We start from the raw sequence: 12,473 nt of genomic DNA on the forward strand, positions 1-12,473 counted from the left end.
GAGGTATGCGTCCAGATAAAGAAGTGACTATTTACGATATTGCCAGAACTTTAAACGTTTCGCCGGCCACGGTGAGCCGGGGTTTAAAAGACCATCCGGCCATCAGCACCAAAACAAAACGCCGTATTCTGGAAAAGGCCAAAGAATTGGGTTACAGAAGTAATAACTTCGCCAGTAACCTCAGAAAACAAAAAACCCAGACGATCGGTATTTTATTACATGAATTACACAGTCACTTTATTGTTTCGGTTTTAGCAGGTATTGAAAAAGTAACGACTGAAGCCGGGTACGATATCCTGATTGCCCACAGTTCAGAAAGCGGGCAAAAAGAGGTAGCCAATGCACAAAACCTTTTTCATAAACGCGTAGACGGTATCATTGCATCGCTGGCCTTTGACACGCCAGACCTCTCTCATTTTTTACAATTCAGCGAAAAAAATATCCCGATTGTATTCTTTGACCGTGTGGAGGAAGACAGCCTGGGCACTAAAGTAATAATCGATAACTATAAAGCCGGCTACCAGGCCACCCAGCACCTGCTCGACCAGGGCTGCAAAAGAGTCATCCATATTACCGGTAATCAATCGAGAAACGTATACAAACAAAGAGCAAAAGGGTTTAAAGATGCCTTGCTCGATAATAACCAGGAGTACAATCCGGCAAACTTAAAAATAACTGACCTTGACCGGGTTGAATCAGAAAAAGTGGCCAATGAGATATTAAATATGCAACCGCGTCCGGACGGTGTATTTTGTGCAGGTGACTTTTCAGCAGCAGTTTGTATGAGGGTATTTAAGTCTGCAGGACTTAGAATTCCGGAAGACATCGCTATTGTAGGCTTCAATAATGATGTTATCTGTACATTGATTGAACCGCAATTGACTACTATTAATTATCCGGGTGTAGAGATGGGAGAAATTGCTGCACGCATTCTGATCAATCACCTGAACGGTAACGCTGATATCACGCTAACGAATTCTATTATTATAAAATCTGATTTAATTGTAAGGGAATCTTCTTTGAGAAAACCTATCGAATAATCTAAACCACTTGCTATGTTTAAACATTTTTTCGCATGGATGCTTGCGAGCAGCCTCGTATTGTCTGTACATGCCCAAAACGGTTATGATCTCTGGCTAAATTATTATCCGGTTCAGGCAACAGCTCAGAAAGAATATTCCAATCTACTCTCCTCTATTCAACTCGATGATACCAATCCGACTCAACGAATCATTTTACGGGAGTTTGAAATTGCCGTGCGTAAGATGTTGAATCAATCGATTGTTCAGCAATCCAATGCCAGTATACAATTAAAAAAAGAAGGACATTCATCTTTAGCAAACTTACCAGCCGAAGGATACATCCTATCACATCACTATCACAAAAAAAAGCCTGTGGTCACCATTTATGCAAATGACGATGCCGGTTTGTTATATGGTAGCTTCAGATTGTTAAAAGAACTGCAAACAGGCGGCTACCGTTCACAAGAAAAAGATATTATTGACTATCCTTCCATTCAATACCGTGTATTGAATCATTGGGATAATTTAGACCGTTCGGTAGAAAGAGGTTATGCCGGCATTTCTTTATGGAACTGGCATACATTACCCGATATTATCGAACCCCGGTATATAGATTATGCAAGGGCAAATGCCAGCATAGGTATCAATACTGTAGCATTGACCAATGTGAATGCCAATGCACTGGTATTAACACCGCAGTATTTAGAAAAAGTAAAAGCACTGGCTGACGCATTACGTCCTTATAATATTCGCGTAGTATTAACGGCTCGTTTTTCAGCACCGATTGAAATCGGCGGATTAAAAACAGCTGATCCGCTGGAACCGGCCGTGCAGGACTGGTGGAAGAAAAAAACAGCGGAAATTTATGAATATGTTCCTGACTTTGCCGGCTATCTGGTGAAAGCGAATAGCGAAGGTCAGCCAGGCCCTCAGGATTATCAGCGTACTCATGCCGATGGTGCAAATTTACTGGCCGCAGCAGTGGCACCTTTCAATGGTATAGTCATGTGGAGAGCATTTGTATACTCCAATGAAACTCCTGAAGACCGTTTTAAGCAGGCTTATAATGAATTTAAACCGCTCGACGGAAGTTTTGCCGAAAATGTATTGGTACAGGTAAAAAACGGTCCTATTGATTTTCAACCACGAGAGCCGTTCCATCCTTTGTTTGGAGCAATGCCAAAAACACCGTTAATGATGGAGTTTCAGCTTACACAGGAATATCTGGGAATGGCTACACATGCCGCTTATTTGGCACCTATGTATAAAGAAGTGCTGGAAATGCCGACTTATCGTCCGGACGCGAATGCTACCGTTGCCAGAATTGTTACAGGCGAACAGGATAAACACACATTGTCTGCCATTGCCGGTGTGGCCAATATCGGTAATGATGTGAATTGGACAGGGCATCCTTTATCACAAGCCAACTGGTATGCATACGGCAGGCTGGCATGGAACCCACAGTTGAGCAGTGAAGAAATCATTGAAGAGTGGATTGACCAGACTTATTTACTATCGCAGGAAGCAACTGATATTTTAGCCGGTTTACTACTCAACTCAAGAGAAGTATTGTTCAAATATATGACACCGTTAGGATTACATCATATTATGGGATGGAGCCATCACTTCGGGCCTGCTCCATGGATTGATAATATGCACCGTGCCGACTGGACTTCAGTATACTATCATAAAGCAGATAGCACCGGAATCGGTTTTGACAGAACAGCATCAGGAAGTAATGCATTAGCACAATATGCGCAGGAGATTCAACAATTATATGGCGACAAAAACACTATTGATGAAAATTTTTTATTGTGGTTTCACCGTGTGAATTGGGAATTTAAACTGAAAAATGGAAAAACAGTTTGGGAAAACTTATGTTTCCGGTATGAAGAAGGCGTTCAGGAAATGCAACAATTATTAAATGACTTTTTATCTATTCAGAACGAGTTTGGTAAAGAGGAAGGAAAACATATAGAACAACTGTTGCGATTGCAATTAAAAGAAGCGCAGTGGTGGAGAGATGCCTGTTTAGCTTATTTTCAAAGTAAGAATCAACGTCCGTGGCCATCAGGTTTTACTCCTCCCCCACACAATGTTGATTATTATAAAGAAATACAGGCTAAGCTGAAATTCGTTCCGGGTATCTAGAGGAATGAAGAATGGAGAATTAATTGGAAGAGTTAAGGATTATGCATTCAGAATACAGGACCTGGATTGTTTGTTTATCATTGTGATGTAAATATCGGAGGAGTTAAAACGTAAGTGAAGCCAATCAACTTAATTTTAATGCTAAAATTCATCCTATCTTTGCCATAAGAACCCCTCTTATGGCAATTTTTGCATTAGACCAGCATATCAAATTTCCTGACCCCGCGTATGCAGAACCTGACGGTTTGCTGGCGGTGGGTGGAGATTTATCGCCTGAAAGAATTATTTCTGCTTATACGAATGGAATCTTTCCCTGGTACAATGAACCGCCTATTCTATGGTGGAGCCCCAACCCCCGCTGTATTATCTACCCTGATCAACTTAAGATCAGTAAGAGCATGCGCCCATATCTGAATCAGAAAAAGTATGAATTCAGCTACAACACCTCCTTCAGAGAAGTGATTACAGCCTGTCAGCAAGCCAATCGAAAAGATGAAGGTACCTGGATTTCAGAGGATGTTATTGAGGCTTACACCCGATTATTTGAAATGGGTTATGGTATTTGCGGAGAAGCCTGGAAAGACGGACAACTGGTAGGCGGCCTTTATGGATTACGCATAGGAAATGTCTATTTTGGTGAAAGCATGTTCAGTATCCAGCCTAATGCCAGCAAATTTGCTTTCATCCGGCTGAATGAATTATTAAAAAAGCGCGGAGTTACCCTGATCGACTGCCAGGTATGGAATCCACATCTGGAAACCCTCGGTGCTATAATGATAGAGCGAACTCATTTTCTTGAGTTACTGAATCAATCTATTCAAACGATTGCTCCAGTAAAATAGGTAAAAACTTTCTCCAGGTATCCCAGTCATGTTTCCATTCCTGCCCCCAGATAAAACAATCATGCTTAATTTGTTTATCGTGTAATACATTTGAAAAATTCTGAGTTGCTCTCGGATCTTCATAATCACCACTACCTGAGAAAAGATGAATATGGTTTGAAGATCTTATTTGTTGAAGAATCTGAGGATCTTCCAGATTAGAGACATAGTGATTCGGGCTATTGTAATAAACTTCTTCATTATAGAAGCCCTTGGTATATTCTGTTAAATGGTATACTCCGCTCATAGCAATAACTCCTGAAAAAAGATCCGGGCGTTGAAAGAAAAGATTAGCGCTGTGGAGCGCTCCGAAAGAAGCTCCGGATACATATATAGGGGTCGTTGCAGAGGTTTGTGCTTTAATAAAAGGGATTACCTCGTTATAAACATAATTGTTCCATTGACGGTGCCTTTCAATAGCCCATTCACCAGGCACATGTGCATTCATCCATGACTCATTATTAACAGAGTTAATAGAAAAAACCTTTATTTTTCCTGCTTCAATTAAATGCCACAAAGAGTGAATTAATTGAAACCGTTCATACTCCAGATAATCTGCAGCCGCAGTAGGCACTAGTAATAATGCATGACCATAATGGCCATAAACGGCAATGGGCATGTCGGTATGCAGGGATTGGCTATACCAGGAGTGCAGGTGTCGCATGACGGTAAATTTTTATTAAGATAAAAAAAAAAGTCCGAAGCAGGAAGCTCCGGACCTAATGTGAAGGGAAAAAATAGAATTAATTTCTTCTCATATCATTTACCACGCTCTGAACTTTCTTAGTAGGTAAATAAATCTGAAAACCAAGGTTCAGTCCCAGTCTGTTATTAGTAGTTGAGTTACCGAAACCGGTAGTAATATTATATTTTAATAAACCTTCCAAGGCAATATTATCGGTAATGAAATAAGCCAGACCCGGTCCGAAGCCGATACCTAAACCATTTGTATTGGCCGATACGCTATTCACCTTTGTGTTTCTTCCATTGAAGCCGAAGTCTACTTCAAGAAACCAACGGGCAGATTTTAAAACTTCAAGATCTTTATCAGAAAAATAATAACGTCCGAAAGCACCGATACCATAATCAAACATGGTAGAGTTTTTCTGAGTGTTTAAGCCTAATTTTACAATACCCCCGATAGCAATATTATCTTTTACAAAATAACCTATACGAGGACTAATACTCATTGAAAAACCGGTATTACCTTTCTGAAAATCAAGTCCGAAATCGGCTAAACTGGCACCGACCATCATGTTACCTTCTTGTAATTGAGCTTTTGTAGACTGTGGAATAAAAGTGAGTGCAAATAGAGCTATTAACAACCCTAAAACAGAAGTTTTCTTTTTCATAAATTAAAGTTTAAAAACCCAAACATTTATTCTAGGTAAAAATTTGGGACAATCCGAATAATTAAGATAAACTTCTACGATGTAGTGTGTAAAGGGGTATAGTACAACAAAGATAAAATAAAAATAATTGATAATATGAAAATTATACCAAAGATATTTTATCTGAAAAACGGATCAGCTTATGTGGATTTTTATCAGCAAAGTTTACAATCAATGATCGTATATAATCATTATCGGGGTAAGTGGTTAAAAAAGTTTTTACGTCTTCAATCGTGCCAACATTAATCTCTTTCGGTACATAACCCATACCGTAGAATCTTCCTTTTTCCATTAATACTACACTTTGCTCTTCTCTGTTTTTACCCAGGTCACTGATCATATAGGTTGGTAAATTATCTTGTAAATAATCAACCGCCTGTTGTACTCTTTGATTATAATCAATAGCTGGCTCTTCTCCTTCACAAGCACCATAACATTGGCCGGCTAATTTAGATTCGCATGTGCCTTGGGTTTGGATATAGCATAACTTAGGGCATAACTGAAACATTTCAATTAAGCTCTTTAATAAACGGTGTCCTTCTACCAGTAATCCGAAAGTGAATAATGGTTGAATACCTTTTCGTACTTTATCAATTACAAGATGTATATAACCGTTCCTGTCTTCATAATCAAAAATACCATAGGTAACCGAAGGCTTTTTCTGACTTTGATTGTAAGGAGGCCATTTCTTTTTAATCTCAATACTTTCAAGTATAAAAGCCATCAGCTCAGTACCGCATACTTCGTACTCAATATTATGGATATTTCTTAAAAACTCCTGCCGTTGTTTTCCTGCACCATTATGGGTAAAATGACTTTTGATACGGTACTTCAGTTTTTTTGCCTTACCGATATAAAGTATTTTACCTTTCTGATCAAGAAAATAATATACGCCGGGTGTATAGGGTAAATTATCAATAACGTCAGGCGACAGGTGTAGCGGAAGCCATTGTTCTTTTGCACCTTTTTTAAGCATTTGCTGCAGGTATTGATCACCGTCACTGTGCAGGATCAAGCCAAATAATTGTGCAGTGGCGGCCGCATCGCCACCGGCACGATGGCGGTCGTAAACAGGAATATCTAAAGATTTACAGATGTTACCCAGGCTATAAGAAGGATGACCCGGAAAAACTTTCTTACTAAGCCGTACCGTACAAACTTTGCTGACGTTGAGAATGTATCCTGCTTCTTTGAGATGATGCTTTACGAATGAATAGTCAAAATTAACATTATGAGCAACGAATATTCTGTTTTGTAACCACTCATATATGGTAGCTGCCACCTCTTCAAAATAAGGTGCATCTTCTACCATAGCCGGTTGAATACCCGTTAATACCTGAATATGATAAGGAATCGCTCTTCTCGGGCGGATCAGTGTGCTATACTGATCAATCACCTGCTTACCATCATGAATATAGATAGCAATTTCAGTAATGTCATTACTGGCTGCATAACCACCGGTAGTTTCTATATCAACAATCGCGTATTCCATAACGCAATATTACTAAATAATTTAGCAAAAAAGAATATTTATTCAATTTCCAAAAAAATTTGATCCTGATCGGCTTTTAGCCATACACTTTTTTCCCGTTCAGTTCCGTCGTCATACTCAAGGCTAAAACTATACTCATAATCTATCAGGTACGGATTGGCCATTTCATGGCTGATCTGCTGATACCTCTCAGTATCGGTGAAGTATTTTGTAGCACTGACGAAATTGATTTTATTAGACTTATCCAGGTACCGGAGTGTCCATCCGATTTTAGAATAGTTCTTGTGCCGAAAACTAAAATCGGATGGCAAATAACCATGAATAGTGCGGATATTGGAAATACAATCGCTGACAGTCAACTTTTCACCGGTATGCTTTAAGCCGGATTGACAACGGAATACCCCATCATGTTCGACACAAAACATACGATAATAAAAACTGTACTCATTAAACAGATGTCGCCGTGAAAAACCTATCATTTGTTGCGGTTCGTCTTTATTCAGTTCGATTCTTTTTACATAAACAGAGTTTGAATTCTGCTCATAGGCACTGGCTTCCAGAATAATTTTTCTTGTATCCGCCCAATTGGCTTCAGCTGAAACTTCAACTTCCCAACAGTGCTCAAAAGGGTTATCAACAATATAGTTGGATTTTGCAACATTCGTATACACAGTATTAGCCACTTTTGCATTATTGACGATATATTCAACTTCCACCTTTGCACGAATACCATCCAGGGTCGATACAAAAGCAAGCGTAAACTCGCGGGAATCTTTATTCAGGCTTTCTGATACTTCCCAAATAGCATTTTTCTTAAAATGGCTTCTGAAAGTAATTTTAGCCAGAATCGAATCGAAGATAGCCAACCGTTTAGCCTTATCGAGTAAAAATCGTACGAAGTAAACATTGAAATCGCGTGTCGGGTCAATAAACAAATGTGTTTTGTGTTCCACTTTCGGCGACATCTCTATATTCTCAATAGTGTAATTATTCGATTGAATAATACTGTACAACACTTTAAACTGCACTTGATAAGTATGGTATTGATCCAGGAGATCATATGCCAGTTCATGTAAAGACTTACCCCCTTTCTCAAAGGTGATATAGATATTTTTTTCTATCGTATTGGTTTTCCGGTGCCATATTTCGATCAGTACTTCGATTTTACGGATATTAACAAAGTCGAAAGTATTATTTGCAATGGCCACATACAGGGTAATTTTATTCAGAAAACTAAAGTTTGTGGTATCCACCACATATTCGGCAATGCGTGCAATATTACGGGCCAGGTCTTTTAAACTGAGTACATATTTAAAATCGATACTTTTTTGAGATTTCCACACCAGGTTGATTTCTTCTGAGGCGGGAGAGATTGTAGAAGCTTCCCGTAAAAAAAACTTTTTTTGAAGATCGTACCGGTGAATATTATTCTGAAAAGTAATATCCAGTGGCAGCTGCTTATTGTGTGAACCTTTCACAAAGAGTTTTTTAAAAGCAATCTTTCGTACCTCATTCATCATATCAAGCGTTGCCAGTCCGCGAATCGTTTTATCCATTTTGCTGAAATGAATGGTATCAAGATTTTTACTCATCCATTTATTGATCATATCAAAAATTTCATCGCTGTTGTATGGCCGGTTGGCAGACTGGTCAAAATAGCTATAAATACCGGCCCACTCGATGAACAGACTGGCCGGATTTTCAGGAGGAAAACCTACGACACTTACCGTAAAATTGAGGTTAACGGAACACCCTCCGCGCATAATGGCATTGTAGAAGGAAGCTGCGATTTCATTCTTCGCCACAAACTGGGCAATCTGCGAAAACCTGTTGACCATCGATTGACTATCTTCAGCCGAAGTCCATACTGTTCTACCCTCTTCCTGCAACTGCAGATAGACCTTCGCAATACCCATTGGTGCCGGTACGAGGTAAGGATAACGTATTCTGAATTTATTACGGAGAAAATTTTGAATTTCGGTAATATCGTAAGCAGTAGCAATGTAATTGATCTTAAACCGGAGTAGCAAATGATTCACCTGCTCAGCATTTTTTTCATATTCAATCAAAACTGCGGGACGATCTTCAAACAGGCTGATTTGCGGACACAGACTGAGATAGTAAAACAATTCCGGATAATTGTTATCACGAAAAATAATGTACCGTTCGAATTCAATATATGGAGGAGTGAATTTGAGCATGACTCATTTGCTTTTTCGCGTAGCAGTTTAAGGTTAAAGTTCTTAAAAACCAGTTTCGCTTAAACAAACATAGGGAAATCAAGCCTCTAATTAAATAAACACGAACATTTATTGACACCAATCAATTTTAAGCTGTTTGTACTCAAGAAGCGAAACAATAACATACTGACAATCAAAGGATAACAAAACATTTACAAACTATTTCATAAACCATTGATTATCAATATAGTTAGTTTACGTTAAGTATTGGTTATTTGACAAATATTAATTACTTTCGTAGTAAGAATCCTTCCACTGAAAATAACCGGTTCAATTGCCCCTATGAATACCTGGTAAACCGTTTTCTTAACTTTTAACCTAGGTATCATGAAAAAAATTGACACGCACAGCAACGCAGACCAATTAAAAGCAAACTGGATTATTGCCGGATTTGTTGCAGTATTGATCTTGAGTGTTGCAATTTATTATACAGTGGTAGTATAGTATTTTTTACTACTTTCTTGTAAGGAACCCCCAACTTTGTTGGGGGTTTTTTTGATGCTCCCAACAACATTGAGTAACTTTGCATCCGTTTAATGCAGGAGAAATTATGATGGAACTTAGCAAAAATTTTGATCCAGCTTCAATTGAAGACAAATGGTATCAGCATTGGAAATCTAAAGGATATTTTGATAGTAAACCCGATAGCCGTCCTTCCTATTCAGTGGTCATTCCGCCACCGAATGTTACGGGCGTGTTACACATGGGCCATACACTGAACGAAACGGTTCAGGATATTTTAGTTCGTAAAGCACGTATGAGTGGCTTCAATGCCTGCTGGGTTCCGGGAAGCGATCACGCTTCTATTGCCACTGAAGCAAAAGTGGTACAGATGCTTGAAAAAGAAAAAGGCATTAAAAAAGCGGATCTGACCCGCGAAGAGTTTTTGAAACATGCCTACGAATGGAAAGACAAATACGGTGGTATCATTTATCATCAGATTGCAAAACTGGGTTGTAGTGTAGACTGGAACCGGGTATCATTTACAATGGATCCGGATTACTACCGTGCTGTAATCAAAGTATTTGTTGACTTATATAAAAAGAACCTCATTTATCGTGGTGCAAGAATGATCAACTGGGATCCGGTTGCAAAAACAGCACTGAGCGATGAAGAGGTGGAATATAAAGAAGGCCAGGGTATTTTATACCACGTGAAGTATCAGATTGAAGAATCGGATGATTTTATTACCATCGCAACGCAACGCCCTGAAACGATTATGGGTGACGTAGCAGTTTGTGTACACCCTGATGATGAGCGCTACGCCCATTTAAAGGGGAAAAATGTACTGGTTCCATTGGTAAACCGTCCTATTCCGATCATTTTTGACGAATATGTAGACAAAGATTTTGGTACAGGAGCCTTAAAAGTTACTCCTGCTCATGATATTAACGACTATAACCTCGGCTTAAAACACAATTTACCGATCATCGACACCCTGAATGAAGACGGTACATTGAGTGAAGCAGCAGAAGTATTTGTAGGTATGGATCGTTTTGCTGCCAGAAAAGCAGTGATTGCAAAACTGAAAGAAGACGGCCTTTACCTCAAAGAAGAGGCTTATCAAACCAGACTAGGCTACTCTCAGCGTACCAGTGCAGTGGTTGAACCACGCATTTCTACCCAATGGTTTGTATCAATGCGTCATCTTGCTGATAAAGCATTAGACGCTGTGGTGGGTGGCGAAGTGAAAATTCATCCCGGAGATAAGTTTCTTGCTACATACAAATATTGGTTAGAAAATGTAAAAGACTGGTGTATTTCACGTCAGTTGTGGTGGGGACAAAGAATTCCTGCTTACTACGATGAAGCCGGTAATTGTTATGTAGCCGAATCAGCAGAAGAGGCACAACAATTAGCAGGTGCAGGTGTGACCTTGACACAGGATGTAGATGTACTGGACACATGGTTCTCCTCATGGCTATGGCCGATGGAGGTATTCAAAGGAATTACACAACCTGATAACCCCGAAATTAACTACTACTATCCTACAGCAGTATTAGTAACCGGACAGGATATTATTTTCTTCTGGGTAGCGCGCATGATCATGGCGGGTATGGAATATAAAAACCAGAAACCTTTCAGTGATGTTTATTTTACCGGAATGGTAAGAGATAAACAAGGCCGGAAAATGAGTAAAAGCTTAGGAAACTCTCCTGACCTGTTACAATTGATTGACCAGTTCGGGGCAGATGCCGTTCGCTTCGGAATTATGATTTCCTCTCCTGCCGGTAATGATTTATTGTTTGACGAAACCTCTCCTGAACAGGGAAGAAATTTTAACAACAAAATCTGGAACGCCTTAAAACTGGTAAAACTTTGGGAAGGCAGGTTATCAGAAACGTCGAACAACGAAACCCCTTTTGCCGTTGAATGGTTCCAGAATCGTTTACAACAGGCAAAAATTGATGTAGAGAAATATTATAAAGACTTCAAGTTAAGTGAAGCACTGAAAACTATTTACTCATTGATATGGGATGATTTCTGTTCATGGTATCTGGAGTGGATAAAACCTGGCCAGGATCAGCAGATGGATCCGTTAGTGTATAATAAAACCATCGGATTCTTCAGTGAATTGATGCAGCTATTACATCCTTTCACACCGTTCGTGACGGAAGAAATTTACCACTTACTGGCAGAGAGAAATGACGATTTATGTGTTAAACAATTCACGGCTGCTGAAACACCTAATGACGCTATACTGGCACAAGGTGATTTATTGAAGACAGTGATTTCAGGCTTAAGAGATGCCCGTAATAAAAACCAGCTCAAGCCTAAAGAAGAGATTGATCTGTTTATTCAAACAGCAGAACAACCGGTATATGAGCCGATCATGAGCATCTTATCAAAACAGGCGGCTACGAAAAGCATTCAGTTTGTAGATAAAGTACAGGATAATTGTATTACAACCGTTATCGGAAAAGATAAGTTCTATCTGGCAGCAGAAAGAGAAATAGATGTAGCAGCTCAGAAAGAAGCTTTACTAAAAGATCTGGAACACTTGCAAGGCTTTCTGGTAAGTGTAGATAAAAAGCTGAGTAATGAGCGATTTGTGCAAAATGCCAAACCTGAAGTGGTAGCACTTGAACAAAAGAAAAAAGCGGATGCTTTAGAAAAAATTCAGATTATTGAAGACAGTTTAAAGCTTTTATAAAATAAAAATCCTCCAACAAAGTGGACTGAACCCCAAAAGTTGGAGGTTTTTTATAAGTATGGTCAATTATCGTAGCCCCCTTCGCGCTGATTTATGCGGATAACTTACCATACAACATAAGTACAACACTACACTGATCTGC

General features: G+C 39.2%; 8 protein-coding genes. 4 read left to right on the plus strand and 4 right to left on the minus strand.

The features are described from left to right. The first annotated feature begins 5 nt into the window (after nucleotides 1-5). The 3 genes from D9O48_RS10130 to aat all read left to right on the plus strand — a co-directional run bounded on the left by D9O48_RS10130 (nucleotide 6) and on the right by aat (nucleotide 4,015). A complete protein-coding gene (locus D9O48_RS10130; protein ID WP_126972856.1) occupies nucleotides 6-1,040 on the plus strand; it encodes a LacI family DNA-binding transcriptional regulator in 1,035 nt (344 codons plus the stop codon). A gap of 15 nt (nucleotides 1,041-1,055) precedes the next feature. Continuing rightward, nucleotides 1,056-3,173 (plus strand): alpha-glucuronidase family glycosyl hydrolase, encoded by a 2,118-nt coding sequence (locus tag D9O48_RS10135; RefSeq protein WP_126972857.1) that lies wholly within the window; start codon nucleotides 1,056-1,058, stop codon nucleotides 3,171-3,173. 179 nt (nucleotides 3,174-3,352) lie between these two features. Further along, nucleotides 3,353-4,015 carry a leucyl/phenylalanyl-tRNA--protein transferase gene (gene aat, locus D9O48_RS10140; protein ID WP_126972858.1) on the plus strand — a complete coding sequence of 221 codons (663 nt, stop codon included), beginning with the start codon at nucleotides 3,353-3,355 and terminating at the stop codon, nucleotides 4,013-4,015. Here aat and D9O48_RS10145 read toward each other — a convergent pair. The 4 genes from D9O48_RS10145 to D9O48_RS10160 all read right to left on the minus strand — a co-directional run bounded on the left by D9O48_RS10145 (nucleotide 3,987) and on the right by D9O48_RS10160 (nucleotide 9,138). Then, nucleotides 3,987-4,718 (minus strand): esterase family protein, encoded by a 732-nt coding sequence (locus tag D9O48_RS10145; RefSeq protein WP_199750548.1) that lies wholly within the window; start codon nucleotides 4,716-4,718, stop codon nucleotides 3,987-3,989. The genes aat and D9O48_RS10145 overlap by 29 nt on opposite strands. A 79-nt stretch (nucleotides 4,719-4,797) precedes the next feature. After that, nucleotides 4,798-5,406 carry an outer membrane beta-barrel protein gene (locus tag D9O48_RS10150; protein WP_126972859.1) on the minus strand — a complete coding sequence of 203 codons (609 nt, stop codon included), beginning with the start codon at nucleotides 5,404-5,406 and terminating at the stop codon, nucleotides 4,798-4,800. 142 nt (nucleotides 5,407-5,548) lie between these two features. Beyond that, nucleotides 5,549-6,937, minus strand: a complete 1,389-nt coding sequence (locus D9O48_RS10155; RefSeq protein ID WP_126972860.1) for an exonuclease domain-containing protein — start codon at nucleotides 6,935-6,937, stop codon at nucleotides 5,549-5,551. A 38-nt stretch (nucleotides 6,938-6,975) separates the two neighbouring features. Beyond that, nucleotides 6,976-9,138, minus strand: coding sequence for a hypothetical protein (locus D9O48_RS10160; RefSeq protein WP_126972861.1), 2,163 nt, complete (start codon nucleotides 9,136-9,138; stop codon nucleotides 6,976-6,978). Between the two features lie 592 nt (nucleotides 9,139-9,730). Here D9O48_RS10160 and D9O48_RS10165 point away from each other — a divergent pair. Beyond that, nucleotides 9,731-12,331, plus strand: a complete 2,601-nt coding sequence (locus D9O48_RS10165; protein WP_126972936.1) for a valine--tRNA ligase — start codon at nucleotides 9,731-9,733, stop codon at nucleotides 12,329-12,331. The last annotated feature ends 142 nt before the right edge of the window (nucleotides 12,332-12,473 follow it).

This window comes from Gynurincola endophyticus (assembly GCF_003991195.1).
Lineage (GTDB): Bacteria > Bacteroidota > Bacteroidia > Chitinophagales > Chitinophagaceae > Gynurincola > Gynurincola endophyticus.

What these genes read in the sequence shown, in the direction of transcription:
- aat (WP_126972858.1), top strand. Translation starts at nt 3,353, where the DNA reads ATGGCAATTTTTGCATTAGACCAGCATATCAAATTTCCTGACCCCGCG.
- D9O48_RS10160 (WP_126972861.1), bottom strand. Translation starts at nt 9,138, where the DNA reads ATGCTCAAATTCACTCCTCCATATATTGAATTCGAACGGTACATTATT.
- D9O48_RS10155 (WP_126972860.1), bottom strand. Translation starts at nt 6,937, where the DNA reads ATGGAATACGCGATTGTTGATATAGAAACTACCGGTGGTTATGCAGCC.
- D9O48_RS10130 (WP_126972856.1), top strand. Translation starts at nt 6, where the DNA reads ATGCGTCCAGATAAAGAAGTGACTATTTACGATATTGCCAGAACTTTA.
- D9O48_RS10135 (WP_126972857.1), top strand. Translation starts at nt 1,056, where the DNA reads ATGTTTAAACATTTTTTCGCATGGATGCTTGCGAGCAGCCTCGTATTG.
- D9O48_RS10150 (WP_126972859.1), bottom strand. Translation starts at nt 5,406, where the DNA reads ATGAAAAAGAAAACTTCTGTTTTAGGGTTGTTAATAGCTCTATTTGCA.
- D9O48_RS10145 (WP_199750548.1), bottom strand. Translation starts at nt 4,718, where the DNA reads ATGCGACACCTGCACTCCTGGTATAGCCAATCCCTGCATACCGACATG.
- D9O48_RS10165 (WP_126972936.1), top strand. Translation starts at nt 9,731, where the DNA reads ATGGAACTTAGCAAAAATTTTGATCCAGCTTCAATTGAAGACAAATGG.